This is a genomic window from Rhodococcus sp. NPDC056506 (genome assembly GCF_042794945.1).
In the GTDB taxonomy this organism is placed as follows: domain Bacteria; phylum Actinomycetota; class Actinomycetes; order Mycobacteriales; family Mycobacteriaceae; genus Rhodococcus_F.
On record NZ_JBHTSW010000001.1, the window covers coordinates 346,834 to 367,778 of the forward strand.

Below are 20,945 nucleotides of genomic sequence, written 5' to 3' on the forward strand. Positions count from 1 at the left end.
AAATTGCGTGGTTCTAAAGCAGTCGATGCGCTGTTACTCTGCTTTTTCGCACGTCGATTCGAAGCCGGGGGGCTTGGGTGGGGAACGAAGTACTGCAAGCAGATGTCGAGTCGCTACGGGTGTTGGCCGACGCCGTGCGAGACCAAAGTGCCGTGATCGCCGGCATCGACGTGTCCGGAATTCTCGCTGACGCGGCTGCAGCGATGCCGGATTCGGCAAGCGGCCCCGCCGCCGCGCGGGCCGGTGACCCGATTACCGCCGGATACCGCGCTACTTCGGAGATGTTGACGTCGATGGCCGACGCCGCCCAATTCAGCGCGAATGACTACGAGGCTGTCGAGGTTGCTTTCCGGAACCGGCTGGCCGCCTACCAGGCGGTTGTGTAGATGGCGACGATCTCTCAGGTCCGCGCGTGGAATCCGGCTGGTTTCGCTACCGCTGCAAAGGCATTGGAGCAGAAGAACCGCTATTTCATGCGTGCTGTGGAATCGGCACACCGCTCGGTCGACTCCGCACTCGATCACTGGAAAGGCGAAGCCTCGGCTGCAGCATCGGCGCGAGCGCTAGCTGACAGTATCGCCGCGACGCATCTCACCTCGGGAGTATTTGCCGAAGCCGACGCGCTGAGTGAAGCCGCTTCCGCATTGGGGCCGGCGCGAGCGGCGGTGATCGAGATCGCCGACGGTGCGATCGCGGAGGGGATGGCTGTCGCCGACGACGGCCGGGTGAGCGCACCTCGGTACGGAAGCGGCAACACCGCACTCGACATCTTGGGGCAGGCTGCGTTCGACGAGCAGGCACGTAAGTTCGAGGCGCGACTGATTCCTGCCCTGCACACGGCGGGAAGCCTCGACGAGGATGCTGCCGCGGCCTTGTCGAAGGCAGCAGGAGACCTCACCGATCTCGCACAGCACCCAGGCGCCCGGCCGACCATGAGCGCGGAGGTGGCCGCGATCCTGGACGGCAACGCGTTCCCTCCGGACGGCGCAAGGGAGCTCAACGAATTCTGGGAATCACTGTCCCCGAGCGACAAAGATGCTCTCGCGGCGTTCGATCCGGGAATCGGAAACAGGGACGGGATGCCGGCCGCAGATCGCGATCATTTCAACCGGATCAACCTCGGCAATCTGCAATCGTCGACGTCGACCGAACTCTCCGATCTCGATGGTGAGCACCCCGATTGGGCCCAGGGGCGCAACATTCCGTCAGACGCGGGCGGTGTGGACGAGGCGGACCAGCAGGCGCGCCGCGACTACGAGCGGTGGGAGCAGCAACGCGTGGACCTGCGGCAGCGTCTCGACGGATACGGTGTCCTCGCCGACCAGATCGACCCCGCTCTCGCTCAGGAGGGTGATTCGGAGAAGTACCTGCTCGGCGTCGACGGCAAAGGTCGTGCCATCGTGGCACTGAACAATCCGGATACCGCGACCAACGTCGCAACGTTCGTACCTGGCACCGGCAGCCACCTGGGAACCATCGGCGGCGACATCGATCGCTCACAGGCCATGTTGGATTCGGGACAAAAGGCGTTGGAAAGGGCCGGGATTTCAGGGTCGACTTCGGTAACGACCTGGTACGGATACGATGCGCCGCAAACGATCCCGCAAGCAGGGCTCGACGGGTATGCCGACGGCGGCGCCGGATCGCTCGGCCGGTTCCAAGACGGACTTCGCGCGTCCCACGATGGTGTGCCTTCGCACAACACGGTTATCGGGCACAGTTACGGATCGACCGTGATCGGCGCTGCGGCCTCGGACGGACGGTCCATCGACGCGGACGATCTGTTCTTCGTGGGAAGCCCTGGAGTGGGAATGGACCGGGTCGAGGGACTTTCGCTCGAGGGCATCAGCCCCGAACACGTCGGCGGCCACGTATACGCCACAGCCGCGGCCAATGATCCGGTTCCGATGATCGGAGACGTGTTCGGTGGTCTCTCGCACGGCGCGAACCCCGCGAACGATCTTCCGTTGATCGGATTCGGCGCCACTGTCATCGAGTCCGCACCCGGGACCGGGATCGACGCCGGACTGTTGGGTGAGCTCCCCAACCCGGCCGCACACAGTGAGTACTGGGAAATCAACAATCCGGCTCTTGCCGGTATGGGCCACGTTATCGCGGGACTAGGAGCGCCATGACCAACTCAACTCGACGCCGTAGGGCATTCGGTTCGAGCGGTATCGCGGTGGCAGTGCTGCTGTCGGCGTGTACGACGACGGAGAACGCAAAAGTGACGGAAGCTGACGTGAATCTGACTCGCGCGCAGGCACAAGCCAAGGTGATCGAGTACCTGACCGAAACGATCGCGATACTGCCGCAGGGCGCCTACCTGACGCGGTATTCCGAGCTGAACCAAAAGGTCACCCTCAGCCCGGGCAGCACCGTCCCGTGCAACGACAGCAATCTGTCGAAGGACACGTCCGTGGACTACGGGGTGACGTACTTCCTCACGTCTTCTGACGCCTCGAGCATTCCAGGTTTCGGCGATGCGATTCGCAATCTGTGGGATGAGCGCGGCTGGGCATCGCGAACGTACGACTCCGCTGGGGATACGACGAGTACTGAAACAATCTTGCCGGATGGATATCGAATGGTTCTCGACGAGTATGCGCGGGGAGCAAGTTTGGCTGGATCGTCGCCGTGCTTCCCCCGACCCGACGCGTCGGATCATCCGAACGCGCCGGTGCAGATCGATCAGCCGTGACGGGGCCCGCATCCTCGTTTCCCGAGTTGACTGTTCTCGCTCGCCAAGTCGACGCCGAGGTCGGGAAGGTTCGCGCCCGCGCCGAGGCGGGAGGTGGTGCCGTCAGCGTGGAGGTCGATGCATACGGCACGATCACTGACCTGCAACTGACCGAGGGTTGTCTTCGGGCCGGCGCGGCTGCGCTCTCCGCCTCGATCACAGCGGCTCACCGAACCGCTTCTGCGGCAGCAGCGTCGGCGGCGCAGGAACTACGCGCCCCGCTCCTTCTCGACCCTCGTGTCGCGAGGGCAATGACCGCATTCAATGCAGTGGACGCGTTCGATCAGACACCGGCCGCACCCGAACCTGACGTGCTGCGACGAGCCGACCGCGCGCCGGTCGAGGACGACCTGCCCTTCGACGGCGGTTCGTTCATGCGACGTGCCTGAACTCGGGCAAGAAAAGAACCCCTGTGAACCGCTTCTCGGCAGTTCACAGGGGTTCCTGTGGCGGAGGATAGGGGATTTGAACCCCTGAGGGCGTTAACCCAACCCGCGTTCCAGGCGAGCGCCATAGGCCACTAGGCGAATCCTCCGTGGAGCAGCATACCCAATCGCGAGCGCGAAGCGTTAAACGGGTGTCTGACCTGCGAAGAACCGGTGGATCTCAGGGTTTGCATCTCTACCCCGGTAGGTGGTGTGCAGCGGCCGGCGAAAGCCGTCTACACTGTTCATTGGATCCCGCGCGGCGCGCATCCTGTGAACTCCCCCAGGGCCGGAAGGCAGCAAGGGTCAACGGGCTCTGCCGGGTGCGCGGGGTCCTCTATTTTTTTCACATACCCGACCCCGCCTCGTCGGTGAAAGGCCGCTCCGGATGCCTATCCAAACCCAGATCGGGTTGATGAGCCATGAAGAACTCACCTCCGAGCATGAGAGCCAGAGCGCGAAGTACACGCAGCTCCAGGCGCAGAAGCTCGCACTCGATCTGACTCGCGGTAAGCCTTCGCCGGAGCAACTCGATCTTTCCGCAGCGTTGCTGACGCTGCCTGGCGACGGTGATTTCCGAGACGGAAGCGGAACCGACTGCCGTAACTACGGTGGGCTCACCGGTCTGCCGGAACTGCGCGCCATCTTCGGCGAGCTGCTGGGTATCCCGGTTGCGAACCTTCTCGCCGGCAACAACGCGAGCCTCGAGATCATGCACGACAATGTCGTGTTCTCACTCCTGCACGGCACACCGGATTCAGCTCAGCCGTGGGCGCGTGAAGAGAAGATCAAGTTCCTCTGCCCCACACCGGGCTACGACCGTCACTTCGCGATCACCGAGTCTCTCGGTATCGAGATGATCGCTGTGCCGATGAACCATGACGGACCTGACGTCGTCAAGATCGCCGAACTTGTCGCCTCAGATCCGCAGATCAAGGGCATGTGGGCTGTTCCGGTCTACGCGAACCCCACCGGCGCCGTGTACTCCGAAGAAATTGTCCGGACGCTGGCGTCGATGCCGATAGCCGCGCCTGACTTCCGCCTGTACTGGGACAATGCGTATGCCGTGCATCCGCTTGTCGGTGAGACTGCGCCGTCCTACGACATTCTCTCGATGGCTGCCGAGGCTGGACACCCCAACCGTCCGCTCGTGTTCGCGTCGACGTCCAAGATCACTTTTGCCGGCGCGGGTGTGAGCTTCTTCGGTAGCTCCGCGGAAAATCTTGCCTGGTACCAGAAGTTCCTCGGCAAGAAGAGCATCGGACCGGACAAGGTCAATCAGCTTCGCCACCTGCGTTTCTTCGGCAATGCCGACGGCGTTCGTGCGCACATGGAGAAGCATCGCGCGTTCCTGGCGCCCAAGTTCGAACTCGTATTGCGGATTCTCGAAGACCGCCTCGGTGCTTCGAAGGTCGCGTCCTGGACCGAGCCGAAGGGCGGATACTTCATCAGCCTCGACGTAGTCGACGGCACGGCCAAGCGAGTCATCGAACTGGCGAAGAACGCGGGTATCGCGCTCACCGCTGCCGGATCGGCATTCCCGTACAGCACGGATCCGGATGACCGGAACATCCGGTTGGCTCCGAGTTTCCCGTCCACGGCTGAACTCGAAGTTGCCATGGACGGCGTGGCTACGTGTGTCCTGCTCGCAGCCACCGAATCGCGTCTCTCCGAGATCTGAGCGTTCGAAGCGGCGTGCCCGGTCGGTACTTTTTGGTCTGGTCTTGTACCGTTCGAAGCATCAATTCCCGACATAGGGTGTAAATCCCGGAGGTTGTAGTGACGGGCGCGATCAACGCTTCGGATGGGCCTTCTTTCGAGGCACACACCGCGAATTCAGAGTCGGTCATCGAAGCAGACAATCCGCGACGCAGTCTCCGTGTCGGGGTTCTCGGGTTCGTCGTACTCGGCGTTCTGGCAGTCGCGTCCGTACTGATGGTCTTGTTCGCGGTTCCGATGAATACGCGGTACTGGGGGATCTTCGAAAACTTTCTCGACCTCGACGTGTATCGCCACGGAGGCAGCGTCGTGGTTCAGGGCCTTCCGTTGTACGACGGACCGGTTCTGCAAGGAATGATGTTCACGTACACACCGTTTGCGGCTTTGCTGTTCACGGTGTGGGCGGTGCTCTCGTTCAAACAGGCGATTGTCGTGTGGACGGGTTTGAACATCGCAGCCTTGTTCGCAGTGATCGTGTTGTGCTGGAAGTACCTCGGTTATCGGCTCGACGCGAAGACGTACGCCGTGAGTGCGTTGGCGACCACGATCTTCCTGTTCATGGAACCGATACGTACGACGCTCTGGCTCGGGCAGATCAACATCTTCCTGCTGCTCCTGATCGTGTGGGATCTAGGTCGGGACGAGAAGAGTCGTCTCCGCGGAATCGGAGCCGGTATTGCCGCGGGTGTGAAGCTCACGCCGGCCTTCTTCTGGGCATACCTGTTCATCACGCGCCAATGGCGTGCGTTGGTGACTGCCGTCGTGACGTTCGCTGCGACCGTTGCGATCGGCTTCGTCGTGATCTACAACGATGCGTACAAGTACTGGACCGGCACTCTCGTCGACAGCGAACGCGTCGGACCGACGGATGCTCCGAGCAATCAGTCCGTGTCCGGTTTGATCGCTCAGCTCACTCACACTCCGACGCCGTCGCGGATTCTGGTCCTCGTCTTCAGTGCGCTTGCGGTGTGCCTCGGACTCGGTGCCGCGTGGGTTGCTCACCGGCGCGGTCAGAAATTGCTCGGCCTCACCATGACGGGGTTGACGGCGACCACTGTCTCGCCGTTCTCGTGGGGTCATCACTGGGTGTGGTTCGTCCCGCTGGTCGTCCTCGCCGCGCACTACGCGATGGTGTCGAAGAAGCGCTGGGCGTGGGTGGCGCCGTTCGTTTTCCTGCTCCCGGTCTTGAACTGGTCTCACACCTGGTGGGACCCGTCGGTCATTCCGGGTACGGATCGCTTCATCGGAATGGGCCTGTTCATGTTCGTGCCGCCCGAGTATCTGCGGATTCCGACCGTCGGCGTCTACCTCTGGGTCTTCACGCTTGCCGCGGTCTCGACGTTGGTTCTGTTCGGCTGGAAGAAGTGGAAGATTCCGGCGCCGGATGCGTCGGCGCCGGTCACAACTGCTGCCTGACGTGGCAGTATCGGACTCATGGCACTTCATCTGAACCTTGTCGGTGACCCCGAAGCTGATGCCCTCCTCGCCGAAGACCCGTTGGCTTTGTTGATCGGAATGCTTCTCGATCAACAGGTTCCGATGGAAACGGCCTTCCTCGGTCCGAAGAAGCTGGCGGATCGGCTCGGCGGCATCGATGTCAGGCGAATCGCCGACATGGACACCGACGAGTTCATCGCGATCTGTGCCGAGCCCCCGGCTGTGCACCGATTCCCCAAGTCGATGGGCGAGCGAATCCAGCTCATGTGCCAGTTCATCGTCGAGAACTACGACGGCGACACCGCGGCGATCTGGACTTCGGGCAACCCCGACGGCAAGGAAGTGCTGAAGCGGCTCAAAGCCCTACCCGGTTACGGGGATCAGAAAGCCCGGATCTTCCTGGCGTTGCTCGGAAAACAGATCGGCGTCGAGCCGAAAGGTTGGCGCCAAGCGGCCGGCGACTACGGCCTCGAAGGTTCGAGGCGTTCGATTGCCGACGTGGTCGACGAGCAGTCTTTGCTCGAGGTCCGTGAGTTCAAGAAGGCAGCAAAGGCCGCGGCGAAGGCCGACAAGAAGTAGCCGCTTTCAGGATTTTCGGGATCCGCTCGCACGCACTACTTTCATCAGGTCGCCTGCGGGCCCCTCGAGCTGACGCGGTGGCCGCCACACTGCACGTAGGGATCGGTCGAGATCCAAGCCTTCGACGGCTACGACCCGAAGCTCTCCTTGCTTCACCTGGTCGTCGACGGCCAGCGTGCTCAGTACCGCCGGGCCGACGCCACCGAGCACGCTGGTTCGAATCGCGGCCGAACTGCCCAGTTCCAACAAGGGCGCACCTCGCTCGTATTCGTGCAACGCCAGGTCGAGAGTTGTTCTGGTTCCCGATCCGGGTTCGCGCACCAGCAGCGGTGTCGCTGCCAGTTCGGCGACGGTCAGCGTTTTTCGTCGACGCGCCCATGGATGATCCGGATGGACGACCACGACCAGCGAGTCACGCGCGACGGTGACGCTGGACAGGCTCTTCGGAGTGGTCGGCGACTCGACGAATCCGAGGTCACACATTCCCACCTCGACGGCTTCGAGGACGCGAGTCGAGTTGTAGACCTGAAGGTGGACGGTGACACCAGGATGTAGTGACCGAAAGATGCCGAGCCAGGCCGGGATCAGATGTTCGGCGACGGTCATGCTGGCACAGACGGTCAACTCCGCGGATCGTTCGGTCCGCATCCCTTCGGCCACGTCGAGAAGCTGGCTCGAGTTGGCGAGGACGCGGCGGGCCCAGTGAACGATGACGGTCCCTTGGGGCGTCAATGTCGCCCCCGTTGATCTTCGGTGAATGAGTGGCATCCCGAGTTGTCGCTCGAGTGCTTTCACGGCGCGGCTTGCATTCGGCTGTGCAATATTCGCTGAACGGCTTGCAGCACTGAGACTTCCGTGGTCATCGATGCCGATAAGTAGCTCGAGAGTGGTGAGGTCTGGCCACCGTCTGGTCATGCAAACAGGCTATACCCAGCTTCATGTTCATATCGATTTGATATGTCGTGATGGTAGAAATCGCCCTACCGGAGTAATGATCCCTGAACGACTCTGGATGAGTGAACCGTGATGTGAAGTCCGTGGCCGCGAAAACCCCAGTCGCCCCTTCGTCAGAAGTACGACGGTGGTCGAGCGTCGCTGCATTGGTGCCCGGACTTGCGCTGTGCGCTTTCGGCGCCGCGTTCGCGCTGGTGATCGGTCAGTTCACCTCTGCAGTGAGTCCGTTGCTGATTGCGATCGTGGCGGGTGCGGCGGTGGCGAACACCGTTGCCTTGCCGGCGAAACTCCAACCTGGCCTGGCATTCTCGGCGAAACGACTACTCCGGGTGGGCATCGCTCTGCTCGGGCTGCAATTGATGTTCTCCGACATCGTCGGTCTGGGCTGGGGAGTGATCGCCGTTGTGGTGGCGATTGTGTTCCTCGGTATCGCCGGAACCATGTATGCCGGAAAACTTCTCGGATTGAGTTGGACCCAGAGAATTCTGATCGCCTGCGGCTTCTCGATCTGTGGAGCTGCCGCTGTGGCTGCTGCGGACGGTGTTGTCAATGCGCGGGAGGAAGAGTTGCTCACCGCTGTTGCGTTGGTGGTGATCTTCGGAACTCTGATGATTCCGACAATCCCGTTGTTGGCCAGAAGTTTCGGTATGAGCGAGATTGGTGCAGGCATGTGGGCCGGTGGCTCGATCCACGAGGTTGCGCAAGTAGTGGCTGCCGGCAGCGCTCTCGGCGCAACGGCGTTGGGTGTCGCGACCATCGTGAAACTGGCGCGTGTGTTGATGTTGGCGCCGGTCATGGCATTTCTGAGCATCCGGCAACGCACGATGGCCGACAACACTGCAGCGAAGCGTCCTCCGCTGATTCCGTTGTTCGTCGTGGCATTCATCGGCTGTATGGGCTTGCGCTCCACGGGCATCTTGCCGGATGAGCTTCTGGGACTGGCGAAGACGGCGCAGACGATACTGTTGGCCGCTGCGATGTTCGCGCTCGGCCTGGGTGTGCGCCTGAGCGTCATTCGAGGAGTGGGTGCCCGACCGTTCGTGCTGGCCGCGATTTCCACTGTGTGGGTGGCAACGATCGCCTACGTCGGAGTCGTGTTGGTCAGCTGATCGAGTGCTGGGTCCGCCATGCGCTGGGGCTCGTCGAGAACTGAGTGCGAAACCACCTCGAGAAGCTGCCTTGCGTCGAAAACCCGAGGTGTACCGCGACTTCGGTCAACGAATAGCGAGGATTGGCGACAAATCTTTCCGCAAGGGTGCTTCGAACCGAATTGAGAACGGCCGTGAACGTATCTCCGGATTCGGCGAGATGACGGTGCAGTGTCCGCCGGTCGAACCCGAGGCTTCGTGCCACCTGCTCGACAGAGCACCGGCCGGTCGGAAGCAGAACTTCGATCAATTCCCTGGTGCGGCTGAGGGTATCGGAAGTTTCCGAGGCAGGAAGTGAGTCGAGAAACTGGCGAGCGTACGGCCGGAGTAACTCGTCGGACAGTTGGTTGGCCGCATCCAGGTCGGCGGCGAAGAAGACGATGCCGGTGAACTCGTGATCGAATTCCACCGTGTCGCCGAGGATTCGCCGATGCGTGCTCGTGTCTTTCGGAGCATTGTGCGTGAATCCGACGCTGACCGGTTGCCATCGAGAACCCAGGAAACTCCGCAGGATCTGCAGCGTTGCGCCGACTGCGAGTTCGACGCTCTGTCTGGTGTCGACCGGTTCGCCGACCTCGAGCGAGACTCGCAGGGTCGCGAGTCCGTTGACTTCGTTCAATCGGATGCGCAATGACTCGTTGTACGTGTGCTCGTATCGCATCAGTACGTCGAGTGCGCTCCTGACGTCTGGTTCTTCCCTGATGACCAAGCTGAGGGGGCCGAGATTGGACAGTCGACGCAGGCCGGCGAGTAGGAGTCCGAAGTCTTCGTGTCCGGACTCCGCTGCCGATCGCTCCAGGAGCGACGCGATCGAGGCGGCCGGAACCCATTGGTCCGGGTTCGCCAGGCTTGCCGGACTCAGGCCGACACTCCTCATGAGGCCCACGGCGTCCACGTCCACCGTTCGGCACAGGTCGACGTAGCGGTTCAGTGATGCGTAGCGGGCGAGTGGCTTCATAGGGCCCCCTTTACTCGATGTCCCGAAATGTTGTGTTGTGTGTCTCGTCAAGTTAAGCATGTGAGCCGGATCTCACATAGTTTTGTTCACATCAGTTCGGCACGACCACGAAGTCGAGCACCGACTTCTGGAAGTTGTTGCGTACGAATGCAGCTCGATCGCAATCGAGTCGAGCCCGCCCCACAGAATTGGAGAGCATTGATGGCAAACGCCATTCGATTCCACGAGATCGGCACACCGTCCGTCATGCGTTGGGAAGAGATCGAGGTAGGACGACCGGGTGCTGGAGAGGTTCGGGTTCGCCATGAAGCGGTGGGGCTGAACTTCGCCGACACCTACTTTCGAAGTGGCCTCTATCCTGCGCAATTGCCTGCCGGGATGGGAGTCGAGGGCGCTGGCGTGGTCGAAGAGATCGGCGAAGGAGTCGTCGATTTTGCCGTGGGGGACCGCGTGACCTACACCGGCAGTCCGCTGGGGGCGTACGCCACCGAGCGGATCATGGCGGCGTCGGACCTGATCGCGCTTCCCGACGGCATTGCCTTCGACACCGCAGCCGCCATGACCATGCGAGGGTTGACCGCCGCCTACCTTCTGCGTCGCATCTACCCGTTGAAAGCGGGGGACACCGTCTTGCTGCATGCCGCGGCCGGTGGTGTCGGACTGATCTTCACCCAGTGGGCAAAACTGTTGGGAATCAAAGTGATCGGCACGGTGTCGAGCGACGAGAAAGCGAGCGTTGCCCGTGCGCACGGGTGCGATGAAGTCGTCATCTACACCCGCGAGGACGTCGTCGCACGCGTCAAGGAGATCACCGGGGGCGTCGGCGTGCCGGTTGTGTACGACAGCATCGGGCAGTCCACCTTCGACATCTCACTCGATTGCCTTGCCAGGCGCGGGCTACTGGTGTGCTTCGGAACGGCGTCCGGACCTACTCCGCCGATTCAGGCAATGCAGTTGGCAGTCAAGGGATCTCTCTTCGTCACCCGTCCGGCACTTGCTGACTACATCGCAGATCCCGCAGAACGTGCCGAATTGGCGGGCGAACTGTTCTCACACGTCGAGTCCGGGCGAATCAAGATCGAGATCAACCAGCGATACCCCCTCGAAGATGCGGTGCGCGCGCACCACGACATGGAGTCCGGTCGCAGTATCGGTTCCTCCGTCTTCTCCGTCTGAACCGAAACAGCACTTCCCAGAGGAATTGTCATGACCAATACTGCAACGCTGACAGAAAACCTGCTCCCGTCGACCAGCACGATCCACGTCGAGAAATTGACCTGTTCGATCGGGGCAGAGTTGTCCGGGGTGGATCTCGGAGAGGTCGCGCGAGACGATGCACTCTTCGCCGAAATCAAGGCATTGTTACTCGAGCACAAGGTCCTGTTTTTTCGCGACCAGAACTTCTCCAAAGCCGAGCACGTAGAACTTGCCCAGCGATTCGGTGAACTGGAGGATCATCCAGCTCTGGGCAGTGATCCCGACCATCCGGGCCTGGTCCGCATCTACAAAGACCTGGACAGCCCGCCGGAGCACTTCGAGAATGCGTATCACTGCGACGCCACCTGGCGCGTCAACCCACCCATGGGATGTGTATTGCGTTGTGTGGAAACACCTCCTGTCGGCGGCGACACGATTTGGGTGAACATGGCCCTCGCTTACGAGAATTTGCCGGCGCGGGTCAAGGAGCAGATCAAGGATCTGCGTGCCAGGCACAGTATCGAGTCGACCTTCGGCGCTCGGATGCCGATCGATCAGCGCCACCAGCTGAAGGAACGTTTTCCCGACGCCGAACATCCCGTGGTACGAACACATCCGGAGACCGGCGAGAAGATTCTTTTCGTCAACTCGTTTGCCACGCACCTCGTGAACTACCACACGCCCGAGAACGTCCGCTACGGAATCGATTACGCCCCCGGTGCCGGAAACCTGCTCACCTACTTGGCGAGCCAGGCCCAGATTCCCGAGTATCAGGTTCGGTGGCGCTGGACCGAGAACAGCGTCGCGATCTGGGACAACCGTTCGACACAGCATTACGCGGTGCAGGACTACTGGCCCGCAGTTCGAAAGATGGAGCGCGCCGGAATCATCGGCGACGCACCGTTCTGATCTCTCTTTCCAGCCCCGAAGATAATTCATTCACTCGATCGGAGTCACGCTATGCATTTCCACGACGATTCACTGTTCCCCGAAACCCAGGACAAGCTTGTCATCACCGTTGCTCCCTACGGACCGGAGTGGGAGCCGGACGATTTTGCAGAAGACCTACCGCTGTCGATGGACGAGCATGTCCAGCAAGCCGTCGACTGCTTCAACGCCGGTGCCACCGTTCTCCACATCCACGTGCGTGAACTCGACGGTAAGGGTTCGAAGCGTCTGTCGAAGTTCAACGAACTTCTCGGTCGCTTGCGTGAGGCCGTTCCCGAGATGATCCTGCAGGTCGGCGGTTCGATTTCGTTCGCTCCGGAAGGGGAAGGTGCCGATGCGAAGTGGTTGTCCGACGACGTGCGTCACATGCTTGCGGAATTGGAGCCCGCTCCTGATCAGGTGACGATCGCGATCAACACCAGCCAGATGAACATCATGGAACTGATGACCGACGACGACATCGCGGGTACGTCGATGCAGCGTCCGGAATTGGCGGACACGTATCGGGAGATGACCGTGCCCGCCGGTCCCGAGTGGGTGGCAGAGCACCTGCGCCGGTTGCAGGCCGCCGGCATCCAGCCCCATTTCCAGTTGTCGAGTATTCCGCAGCTCGAAACGGTGGAGCGGTTGATCCGCCGCGGCATCTACACGGGTCCGGTCAACCTCACGTGGGTCGCAATCGGCGGCGGCTTCGACGGCCCCAACCCGTACAACATGATGAACTTCGTCCAGCGTGTTCCCGACGGAGCCTGCCTGACGCTCGAAACGCTGATGCGTAGCGTCCTGCCGGTGAACACGATGGCGATCGCGATGGGCTTGCACGCTCGTTGCGGCAACGAGGACACCATCTGGGGCCGCAAGGGCGAGAAGATGACATCGGTGCAGCAGATCGAGCAGTTGGTGCGCATTGCAGGCGAATTGGGCCGCGAAGTGGCTACCGCGAAGGAAGCTCGCGACATCTACCGGATCGGTGAGACGTATGCCGACACCGACGAGACGTTGGCGAAGTTGGGTTATGCACCCAACCGCCGGATCGGTCAGCTGGGATTCACGCAGCACGCCTGAGTCCGCACCCTCTCGTACAACAGTTCCGGGGGTACGAACCGCGACGGTTCGTACCCCCGAAGCCCCCGGTCTACCTCGAGTACTCCTAGGAGAGTCATGGGACTGCAAGCTCCCGCCACACCACGTGTGGACACCGCGCTCGGAATCGGCGGACGACGAAAGTTATACCCGTGGATCGTTTTTGCCCTGGCTTTCGGTCTTCTTCTCTCGGACTACATGTCGCGGCAGGTACTCAGTGCGGTATTCCCGATCCTGAAAGCGGACTGGGATCTTTCCGATTCGCACCTTGCCTCCCTGAGCAGCGTGGTGGCATTGATGGTCGGGCTGTTGACGTTCCCGTTGTCGCTGCTCGCGGACCGCTGGGGGCGCGTCAGGAGCTTGATCTTGATGGCGGTGTTGTGGAGTGTCGCGACGTTGCTGTGCGCTATCGCTCAGACCTACGAACAGATGTTGGGCGCAAGGTTCTTGGTCGGTGTCGGTGAAGCGGCGTACGGCAGCGTGGGTATCGCCGTGGTGCTCAGTGTGTTTGCACCCCGAGTGCACGCAGCTCTTGCCGGTGCCTTCATGGCCGGTGGATCGTTCGGTTCGGTCATCGGTGTGGCAATCGGTGGGTTCATCGCAGTTCAGTTCAGTTGGCGGTGGTCTTTCGCTGCCATGGCGATCTTCGGTCTGATTCTGGTTGCGCTCTTCCGTGCCCTCGTCACCGAGAAGAAGCTCACGGCCTACGCCGTCGAGGCCGCGCCGGATGCTGCCGGGGAAGCGCTCAGGCGCGACGGCTTTCGCGCGCCGGTGTCATCGTTGTTCACCAATCCGGCCGTATTGTTCGCCTACATCGGTGGCGGGCTCCAGATGTTCACCGCCGCTGTACTTCTGGCGTGGTTGCCGAGCTTTTTCAATCGCTACTACGATTTGGCCCCGGACAAGGCCGGCGTCACGGCTTCCGTATTCGTCCTCCTTGTCGGAAGCGGGATGGTGGTCTGCGGTTTCATCACAGATAGATTCAGCCGCGACGATTCGGCGCGGAAATGGACCACCGCCATCGTCTACTGCGCCATCTCGTTGGTGACGCTGAGCATCGGGCTCCGGTTAGGCACGGGGACAGCACAACTCGTGTTGCTCGGTATCGGTGCCTTCTTCTCCGCCGGTTCGTCGGGGCCGACGGCAGCGATGGTCGCGAACCTTACCCATCATTCGATTCGAGCATCCGCCATGGGAACGCTCACTGTTGCCAACAACCTTCTGGGGTTGGCGCTCGGTCCGTTCGTGGTCGGCATCCTCGCCGATCGCCTGGGTCTTCTCGGTGCTCTACAGCTTTCGCCGTTCGTCTATGTCGCCGCAGCCCTCGCGTTGGTAGCCGGCAAGCGTGCTTATCCCGCCGGGATGAGGCGGTTGGCGACGTTGCAGAAGCGGCCCGAGATCCTGGGCGCCACCGAAGTAACAGACGTTCGGAGTTCGTGATGAATGAATCATCTACGGTAGTAATAGTTCCCGGATTGCGCGATCACGTCGAGGATCATTGGCAGACTCACCTCGAACGCGGCCTGGACAATGTTTTGACGGTTCCTCCCCTCGAGACCGACAAGCTCAGTCGAGATGCCAGGGTTGCGGCATTGGACGAGGTGCTGACAAGTGTCTGCGGGGCGGTTGTCCTGGTCGCGCACAGCGCCGGAGTCATGACCGTTGCTCACTGGGCGAGGGTGCATCATCGAGAAGTTGCGGGCGCCCTTCTGGTCACGCCGGCAGATCTCGAACTTCCGCTGCCCGAGTCTTATCCGTCTCTCGAAGATCTCGACCGACACGGGTGGCTACCGATACCGCGTCAGCGTCTACCGTTTCCGAGCACGGTCGCGGCGAGCCGGAACGATCCGCTGGCCGGCTATCGCCGAGTTGTGGGTTTGGCTGAAGGATGGGGGAGTCGGTTGCTGGATCTGGGCGAGGTCGGACATCTCAATCCGGCGTCCGGGTATGGGTACTGGCCGCGGGCGGAATCGTTGGTGTGGGAACTGCTCGAGTCGGTGTCGCACGCTGCCCCATCTCATACGACGGATTCCGTGGAGCAGGAGGAACACAGTCGTGCTTGATCTTGCTGTTCTGCTGGAAGATTCGGCCCGGCGATATCCGGAACGGGATGCGCTGGTGCTCGGGGAAGCGCGGCTGACGTATGCGCAGTTCGACGCCTACGCGAATCGCATCGCGCAACTGCTCGTCTCGCGGGGTGTCGAGCCAGGTGACAGGGTGGCGTTGTCCTGCCCGAACATTCTGGAGTTTCCGATCGTCTACTACGGCGTTCTCAAGGCCGGCGGCGTCGTCGTTCCTCTGAACATTCTGCTCAAGGGGCGCGAAATCGCCTACCACCTGGCTGATTCGGAAGCGAAGCTGTACTTCTGTTTCGAGGGAAGTCCCGAATTGCCGATCGCCGAGTACGCCATTGCCGGGTTCGAGCAGAGCGAGAGCTGTTCTTCCCTGATCGTGATCACTGCCGAGTCGGGCGCACCGTCGTCGATCCCCGGAGTCGAGACTTTAGGCGAAGCACTGGCATCCGTGCCCGAAACGGAAACACCTGCAGCCGCGATTGTTCGTGAACCGACGGACACCGCGGTCATTCTCTACACCAGCGGCACAACCGGAAACCCCAAGGGCGCCGAACTCACTCACTGCAACATGGTCTTGAATGCACTGTCGACCAACCGGTTGTTCGAGAGCGCTCCCTCCATGCATGAGCGGTATCTCCTGACTCTGCCACTGTTCCACTCGTTCGGCCAGGCAGTGACCATGAATGCGGGAATCTGCGTCGGTGCCACATTGGTGTTGATGCCGCGCTTCGATGCGACCGCAGCACTCGAGATCATGGAACGCGAAAGGATCTCGGTCTTCGCGGGCGTCCCGACCATGTACTGGGGACTGCTCGGCGTGCTGGACGGGGTAGTGAGATCCGGGGTGGATGTCGAAAATGTTGCACAGAACATGCGGTGCGCGATCTCCGGTGGCGCAGCGCTTCCCGTCGAAATCTTGACTCAGTTCAAGGAACGCTTCGGTGTTCAAATCCTCGAAGGGTACGGACTGTCCGAGACCTCTCCGCTGGCCTTGTTCAGTGACCCCGAGGGCGACCCCCGGCCCGGTTCGATCGGCGTGCCGATCTGGGGCGTCGAAGCGCGGCTTGTCGACGACTCTTGGCACACGATCACCGGCCCCGATGACGTGGGTGAGTTGGCCATTCGCGGGCACAACGTCATGAAGGGCTATTTCAACCGACCAGAGGCGACGGCGGAAGCCATGCGCGACGGTTGGTTTCGCACCGGGGATCTGGCACGGGTCGATACCGACGGAAATTACTACATCGTCGATCGCGCGAAGGACATGATCGTGCGGGGCGGATTCAACGTCTACCCACGCGAAATCGAAGAGGTTCTGCTCACTCACCCAGCCGTCTCACTCGTCGCCGTCGTCGGGCTGCCGGACCCGAGCCTCGGCGAAGAAGTTGTCGCGTTCGTGATCCGAGAGCCGAGTGAAGAGATCTCCGAATCGGATCTCGTGGAATGGTCGCGGGAACAGATGGCCGCCTACAAATATCCGCGTCGCATCGAGTTCGTGCCGTCGCTGCCGATGACGGCAACCGGAAAGATTCTCAAACGTGAACTGAATCAAGCCTTTTCGATGGTCTGAGGAGATCGATGACTGACGTTCGAGCAAATGAAGCATTTCCCGTCACCCAGGCCATGAAGGATTCGGGTGGCTGGAATCCGTTGTGGGACGGCCTTTCGGAGCTGGATCCCGAGTGGACCGAGCTGTACATGAAGACAGCAATGCAGCCCTGGAACAGTGGGGTGCTGTCACCTCAGGTGATCCAGTTGCTGTGCATAGCCGTCGATGCGGCGAGCACACACATGTACGCGCCCGGCGTACGACGCCATATTCGCGCCGCGCTCGACATGGGAGTGACCCCGAAGGAGATTCTCGAGGTGCTGAAACTGACCACCGTCGTCGGGATTCACTCCTGCAATGTCGGCGTTCCGATCCTTATGGAGGAAATCGCGAACCGGTGACGGCGGTCAGTCCCGCTCGCGGTTCTCCCGTTCCTCACGCTGACGCTGGAGGAACGGGCTCGGGTTCTGTCCGCCGATCGGACCATGGCCGAGGACTCCGTGCTCGTAGGCCGACTCCGCGTGCAGGGCAACGTCGATTCCGCGGGCCTCGTCTTCACGCGAAATACGGAAGCCGAAGGTCTTGTCGATGAGCTTTCCCAATCCGTAGGTAACTCCGAAGGCGTAGAGCGCAACAACGACAACACCGACGAACTGCTTGCCCAGCTGCGCAAACCCGCCGCCGAAGAACAAACCTTCCGGACCGCCCGTCATCACGGCCGTCGCGAGGAGTCCGATCAGCAACGAGCCGACGATTCCACCGACGAGGTGCACGCCGACGACGTCGAGGGAGTCGTCGTAGCCGAGCTTGTGCTTCCATCCCACGGCGTACGAGCAGACGATGCCGGCGATCAGACCGATGACGAGCGCACCGAACATGTTCACCGTTCCGCACGACGGGGTGATCGCGACCAGACCGGCGACGACGCCCGACGCTGCGCCGAACGTCGTGGGGTGTCCGTCACGATTTTGTTCGACGAACAGCCAGCCGAGTAGTCCGGTGCAACCGGCGACGAGTGTGTTGAGGAAGATCTGCGAGGCCATACCGTCGGCCGCAAGGGCCGAGCCGGCGTTGAATCCGAACCAACCGAACCAGAGCAGGCCTACGCCGAGCAGGACGAACGGCAGATTGTGCGGACGCATCGACTCGGCCTTGAAACCCATCCGCTGGCCGAGGACCAGTGCCAATGCCAGACCCGACGCTCCGGACACGATTTCGACCACGAGGCCACCGGCGTAGTCGAGTGCTCCCATCTGGGCGAGCCATCCCTGCGGATTCCACACCCAGTGAGCGACGGGGACGTAGACGAGCAAGGACCAGATGGGGACGAAGATCATCCAGGCGGAGAACTTCGCTCGGTCGGCGATCGCACCACTGATCAGTGCCGCAGTCAGGATCGCGAAGGTCAATTGAAAGGTTGCGAACAACACTTCCGGGACGTTCCCGTGCACGGTCGACGGGTCGATGCCCGCCATTCCGACGTGCTCGAGTCCACCGATGATGCCGCCGTGATCGTCGCCGAACACGAGGCTGTAGCCCACGAACAACCACGCAACAGTGACGAGTGCGATCGAGACGAAGCTCATCATGATCATGTTGAGGACGCCGGTCGAGCGGACCATACCGCCGTAGAACAGTGCCAGTCCTGGCGTCATCAGAAGTACCAGTGCAGTACTGACGAGCAACCAGGCAGTTGCTCCGGCATCGATGGTGGCGGGCACAGTCTTCTCCTCACGCACGCAGACCAGCCCGCGTGCACGGAACCCACGATGCGTGCGTGCGGTTTCCTACGCACTGCGATTGTGTTGCGAACATGTTTCGGGAGAAGTCGGCGTTGCACCCGCACCGGACCACCTGTCGTGGGTCGCCGGTAGTCTTTGCGCGTGGCCCTGTACCGGAAGTATCGACCCGCGTCCTTCGCCGAGGTGGTGGGGCAGGAGCATGTCACCGCACCGCTCAGCACGGCCCTCGACACCGGACGCATCAACCATGCCTATCTCTTTTCCGGCCCACGTGGCTGTGGAAAGACGTCGTCGGCGCGCATCCTTGCGCGTTCACTGAACTGTGAGAAGGGTCCGACCTCGACGCCGTGCGACGTGTGCGACTCGTGCGTTTCGCTGGGCCCGGGCGGCACAGGCAACCTGGACGTCACCGAACTCGACGCCGCAAGTCACGGTGGCGTCGACGACACGCGAGAACTCCGAGACAAGGCCTTCCACGCACCGGCCGCTTCTCGTTATCGCGTCTTCATCATCGACGAGGCACACATGGTGACGGCGGCGGGCTTCAACGCGCTGCTCAAGATTGTCGAAGAGCCGCCGGAACACCTCATCTTCATCTTTGCGACGACGGAACCCGAAAAGGTTCTCCCCACCATTCGCTCGCGTACACACCATTACCCGTTCCGCCTGTTGGCGCCGTCGACCATGCGCGGACTCCTGGAAAAGATCTGCGCCCAAGAGGGCGTACCGGTCGAGCCCGCCGTATATCCGCTGGTCATTAAGGCCGGCGGCGGTTCGCCTCGCGACTCGTTGAGTGTCCTCGATCAGCTGCTCGCGGGCGCCGGAGAAGAAGGTGTCACGTACTCGCGCGCGCTATCCCTTCTCGGAGTCACCGACGTCGCGCTCATCGACGAAGCCGTCGATGCTCTCTCCGCCAGTGACGGAGCCGCCTTGTTCGGCACTGTCGATCGCGTGATGGACGCCGGTCACGACCCACGCCGCTTCGCGCTGGATCTCCTCGAACGTCTGCGTGATCTCATTTTGATGCAGGCTGTCTCCGACGCCAGCGAACGAGGGTTGGTCGACGCACCCGAGGCAGAGCTGGTCACGATGCGTGAGCAGATTCAGCGAGTCGGTCCGGCCACGCTCACCCGTTTCGCCGAGACCGTCCATGCCGGTCTCAGTGAAATGCGTGGGGCGACGGCGCCGCGGCTGCTGCTCGAAGTGATGTGCGCGCGAATGCTGCTTCCCTCTGCTTCGGACACCGAGTCAGCTGTATTGCAGCGGCTCGAGCGCCTGGAACAAGGTATTCCGGCTGCCGGAGTCGCGGCTGCCGCTGCCCCTCGCGCGGCAGCAACGCCGGCACCGACCGTGCCGCCGCTCGAACCGGAGATTGCTTCCAAGTTCCAACGGCCCTCCCAACGTAAGGCCGAGCCCGAGGCACGGCCGGAACCAGCCGCGCCTGCTCCCGCGGCGGCGCCGCCGGTTGTCGAGGCTCCTGTCGTCGAGCCTCCGGTAGCGGCAGTTCCCGTCGTCGAGCCCCCAGTCGTCGAGCCCCCAGTCGTCGAGCCTCCCGCCGTTGAGATCGTGGAGCCTCCCGTTGCCGAACCGCTGGTGGTCGAAGCTCCTGTGGTTGAGGCTCCAGTGGTTGAAGCTCCCGTGGTTGAACTACCGACTCCAGCTACTGTCGAAGCGGAAGAGCCGATCGGACTTTCCGAGCCGGAACCCGACTACGAGCCCGAGCCCGAGTACGAGGAGCCGGCGGCTGCAGAAGTTGCGCCGGCTTCGGCAGGCCCCACGGTCGAGACGCTTCGTGAATCGTGGAACACCCTGCGCAACAAGGTCGGTGAACGAAACAAGGTTCTTCCGGCCATGCTGTCCGCTGCGACGGTTCACGACGTGCGTGGACATGTCGTTGTCATCGCTCACGGCTCACCGGTCCTGGGTGCTCGTGTGACGCAACCGCACAACGCGGCGGTCATTTGCGAGGTCCTTGCCGAAATGTTCGGTGGTACTTGGCAAGTCGAGTACCAGGAAGGTGCGCCGCCCGCGCCGGCGACATCGAGCACTTCAAAGGCGGCAGAGGCTCCGACTCGCCCTGCCGCTGCGCCGCGATTCTCGCGCCCCAGTCAGGAACGCGCGGCGCAGCAGCCCAAGGCTCCGCAGCCCCAGCGTGGGGATTCGGACGACATTCCGCCGCCCGAGGCTCCCGACTACCCGGAAGACCCTGGACCGGCCCCCGCTCCCGAGGTCGACTACGAGGCGACTCCTCCGCCTGCAACGCGTGAGGACGAGGACGAAATGTTCGCGGAGGCGGCCGAGCCCGCGGACCCGACGGCCAGACGCGATCCCGAGGATGTTGCCAAGGAACTACTCAAGGACGTCCTTGGAGCCCGCAGACTCGAAAGTTGA

At 61.9% G+C, this 20,945-nt stretch carries 19 protein-coding genes, 1 tRNA gene and 1 other RNA gene; 17 read left to right on the forward strand and 4 right to left on the reverse strand.

Annotated features, from left to right (window positions below; translation table 11 throughout):
- The first annotated feature begins 77 nt into the window (after positions 1-77).
- The 4 genes from ACFQ6H_RS01590 to ACFQ6H_RS01605 are packed head-to-tail and all read left to right on the forward strand — an operon-like array spanning position 78 to position 3,129.
- A complete protein-coding gene (locus tag ACFQ6H_RS01590) occupies positions 78-386 on the forward strand; it encodes a hypothetical protein (protein ID WP_378643099.1) in 309 nt (102 codons plus the stop codon).
- Positions 387-2,135: an alpha/beta hydrolase gene (locus ACFQ6H_RS01595; protein ID WP_378643102.1), complete on the forward strand. Its 1,749-nt coding sequence runs from the start codon at positions 387-389 to the stop codon at positions 2,133-2,135.
- Positions 2,132-2,701, forward strand: coding sequence for a hypothetical protein (locus ACFQ6H_RS01600; protein WP_378540583.1), 570 nt, complete (start codon positions 2,132-2,134; stop codon positions 2,699-2,701). The genes ACFQ6H_RS01595 and ACFQ6H_RS01600 overlap by 4 nt, the downstream gene beginning before the upstream one ends.
- On the forward strand, positions 2,698-3,129 hold the full coding sequence (locus ACFQ6H_RS01605) for a YbaB/EbfC family nucleoid-associated protein (RefSeq protein WP_378643107.1): 432 nt from the start codon (positions 2,698-2,700) through the stop codon (positions 3,127-3,129). Before ACFQ6H_RS01600 ends, ACFQ6H_RS01605 begins: the two co-directional genes overlap by 4 nt.
- Before the next feature lie 58 nt (positions 3,130-3,187).
- Here ACFQ6H_RS01605 and ACFQ6H_RS01610 read toward each other — a convergent pair.
- Positions 3,188-3,275 (reverse strand) — tRNA-Ser (locus ACFQ6H_RS01610).
- A 136-nt stretch (positions 3,276-3,411) separates the two neighbouring features.
- Between ACFQ6H_RS01610 and ffs the strand changes: the two genes are divergently transcribed.
- The 4 genes from ffs to ACFQ6H_RS01630 all read left to right on the forward strand — a co-directional run bounded on the left by ffs (position 3,412) and on the right by ACFQ6H_RS01630 (position 6,900).
- Positions 3,412-3,511, forward strand: an RNA gene (ffs, locus tag ACFQ6H_RS01615) — signal recognition particle sRNA small type.
- A gap of 42 nt (positions 3,512-3,553) precedes the next feature.
- A complete protein-coding gene (locus tag ACFQ6H_RS01620; protein WP_378643110.1) occupies positions 3,554-4,846 on the forward strand; it encodes an aminotransferase class I/II-fold pyridoxal phosphate-dependent enzyme in 1,293 nt (430 codons plus the stop codon).
- Positions 4,847-4,944: 98 nt separating this feature from the next.
- Positions 4,945-6,300 carry a glycosyltransferase 87 family protein gene (locus tag ACFQ6H_RS01625; protein WP_378643115.1) on the forward strand — a complete coding sequence of 452 codons (1,356 nt, stop codon included), beginning with the start codon at positions 4,945-4,947 and terminating at the stop codon, positions 6,298-6,300.
- 18 nt (positions 6,301-6,318) lie between these two features.
- Positions 6,319-6,900, forward strand: a complete 582-nt coding sequence (locus ACFQ6H_RS01630; RefSeq protein ID WP_378643119.1) for an HhH-GPD-type base excision DNA repair protein — start codon at positions 6,319-6,321, stop codon at positions 6,898-6,900.
- A gap of 6 nt (positions 6,901-6,906) precedes the next feature.
- Here the strand turns inward: ACFQ6H_RS01630 and ACFQ6H_RS01635 are convergent, their stop codons facing one another.
- Complete coding sequence (locus tag ACFQ6H_RS01635; RefSeq protein WP_378643124.1) at positions 6,907-7,815, reverse strand: LysR family transcriptional regulator; 909 nt, start codon at positions 7,813-7,815, stop codon at positions 6,907-6,909.
- A 122-nt stretch (positions 7,816-7,937) separates the two neighbouring features.
- On the opposite strand from ACFQ6H_RS01635, the gene ACFQ6H_RS01640 reads away from it, so the two are divergent.
- Complete coding sequence (locus tag ACFQ6H_RS01640) at positions 7,938-8,963, forward strand: YeiH family protein (RefSeq protein WP_378643403.1); 1,026 nt, start codon at positions 7,938-7,940, stop codon at positions 8,961-8,963.
- Here the strand turns inward: ACFQ6H_RS01640 and ACFQ6H_RS01645 are convergent.
- On the reverse strand, positions 8,956-9,960 hold the full coding sequence (locus tag ACFQ6H_RS01645; RefSeq protein ID WP_378540575.1) for an AraC family transcriptional regulator: 1,005 nt from the start codon (positions 9,958-9,960) through the stop codon (positions 8,956-8,958). The two genes, ACFQ6H_RS01640 and ACFQ6H_RS01645, sit on opposite strands and share 8 nt — an antisense overlap.
- Positions 9,961-10,161: 201 nt before the next feature.
- Between ACFQ6H_RS01645 and ACFQ6H_RS01650 the strand changes: the two genes are divergently transcribed.
- The 7 genes from ACFQ6H_RS01650 (at position 10,162) to ACFQ6H_RS01680 (ending at position 17,213) form a co-directional block, all read left to right on the forward strand.
- Positions 10,162-11,136 (forward strand): quinone oxidoreductase family protein, encoded by a 975-nt coding sequence (locus ACFQ6H_RS01650; protein ID WP_378540573.1) that lies wholly within the window; start codon positions 10,162-10,164, stop codon positions 11,134-11,136.
- 30 nt (positions 11,137-11,166) lie between these two features.
- Complete coding sequence (locus ACFQ6H_RS01655) at positions 11,167-12,066, forward strand: TauD/TfdA dioxygenase family protein (protein WP_378643127.1); 900 nt, start codon at positions 11,167-11,169, stop codon at positions 12,064-12,066.
- A gap of 51 nt (positions 12,067-12,117) precedes the next feature.
- Positions 12,118-13,170 (forward strand): 3-keto-5-aminohexanoate cleavage protein, encoded by a 1,053-nt coding sequence (locus ACFQ6H_RS01660; RefSeq protein WP_003943988.1) that lies wholly within the window; start codon positions 12,118-12,120, stop codon positions 13,168-13,170.
- 96 nt (positions 13,171-13,266) lie between these two features.
- Complete coding sequence (locus ACFQ6H_RS01665) at positions 13,267-14,628, forward strand: MFS transporter (RefSeq protein ID WP_378643131.1); 1,362 nt, start codon at positions 13,267-13,269, stop codon at positions 14,626-14,628.
- Entirely contained in the window at positions 14,628-15,251 is a 624-nt protein-coding gene (locus tag ACFQ6H_RS01670) for an RBBP9/YdeN family alpha/beta hydrolase (protein ID WP_378643134.1), read from the forward strand. The genes ACFQ6H_RS01665 and ACFQ6H_RS01670 overlap by 1 nt, the downstream gene beginning before the upstream one ends.
- Positions 15,244-16,833, forward strand: a complete 1,590-nt coding sequence (locus ACFQ6H_RS01675) for a long-chain fatty acid--CoA ligase (protein WP_378643139.1) — start codon at positions 15,244-15,246, stop codon at positions 16,831-16,833. The genes ACFQ6H_RS01670 and ACFQ6H_RS01675 overlap by 8 nt, the downstream gene beginning before the upstream one ends.
- Before the next feature lie 8 nt (positions 16,834-16,841).
- Positions 16,842-17,213 carry a carboxymuconolactone decarboxylase family protein gene (locus tag ACFQ6H_RS01680; RefSeq protein WP_003943892.1) on the forward strand — a complete coding sequence of 124 codons (372 nt, stop codon included), beginning with the start codon at positions 16,842-16,844 and terminating at the stop codon, positions 17,211-17,213.
- Positions 17,214-17,219: 6 nt separating this feature from the next.
- On the opposite strand, the gene ACFQ6H_RS01685 is transcribed toward ACFQ6H_RS01680, so the two are convergent.
- Positions 17,220-18,533, reverse strand: coding sequence for an ammonium transporter (locus ACFQ6H_RS01685; RefSeq protein WP_060939276.1), 1,314 nt, complete (start codon positions 18,531-18,533; stop codon positions 17,220-17,222).
- Positions 18,534-18,695: 162 nt separating this feature from the next.
- Here ACFQ6H_RS01685 and ACFQ6H_RS01690 point away from each other — a divergent pair, with 162 nt between their 5' ends.
- Positions 18,696-20,945: a DNA polymerase III subunit gamma and tau gene (locus tag ACFQ6H_RS01690; RefSeq protein ID WP_378643143.1), complete on the forward strand. Its 2,250-nt coding sequence runs from the start codon at positions 18,696-18,698 to the stop codon at positions 20,943-20,945.

Bases quoted from the DNA above. Each gene is read 5' to 3' on its own strand.
- ACFQ6H_RS01680 (WP_003943892.1), top strand. From the start codon at position 16,842: ATGACTGACGTTCGAGCAAATGAAGCATTTCCCGTCACCCAGGCCATG.
- ACFQ6H_RS01645 (WP_378540575.1), bottom strand. From the start codon at position 9,960: ATGAAGCCACTCGCCCGCTACGCATCACTGAACCGCTACGTCGACCTG.
- ACFQ6H_RS01665 (WP_378643131.1), top strand. From the start codon at position 13,267: ATGGGACTGCAAGCTCCCGCCACACCACGTGTGGACACCGCGCTCGGA.
- ACFQ6H_RS01650 (WP_378540573.1), top strand. From the start codon at position 10,162: ATGGCAAACGCCATTCGATTCCACGAGATCGGCACACCGTCCGTCATG.
- ACFQ6H_RS01635 (WP_378643124.1), bottom strand. From the start codon at position 7,815: ATGACCAGACGGTGGCCAGACCTCACCACTCTCGAGCTACTTATCGGC.
- ACFQ6H_RS01630 (WP_378643119.1), top strand. From the start codon at position 6,319: ATGGCACTTCATCTGAACCTTGTCGGTGACCCCGAAGCTGATGCCCTC.
- ACFQ6H_RS01620 (WP_378643110.1), top strand. From the start codon at position 3,554: ATGCCTATCCAAACCCAGATCGGGTTGATGAGCCATGAAGAACTCACC.
- ACFQ6H_RS01655 (WP_378643127.1), top strand. From the start codon at position 11,167: ATGACCAATACTGCAACGCTGACAGAAAACCTGCTCCCGTCGACCAGC.
- ACFQ6H_RS01600 (WP_378540583.1), top strand. From the start codon at position 2,132: ATGACCAACTCAACTCGACGCCGTAGGGCATTCGGTTCGAGCGGTATC.
- ACFQ6H_RS01670 (WP_378643134.1), top strand. From the start codon at position 14,628: ATGAATGAATCATCTACGGTAGTAATAGTTCCCGGATTGCGCGATCAC.
- ACFQ6H_RS01660 (WP_003943988.1), top strand. From the start codon at position 12,118: ATGCATTTCCACGACGATTCACTGTTCCCCGAAACCCAGGACAAGCTT.
- ACFQ6H_RS01595 (WP_378643102.1), top strand. From the start codon at position 387: ATGGCGACGATCTCTCAGGTCCGCGCGTGGAATCCGGCTGGTTTCGCT.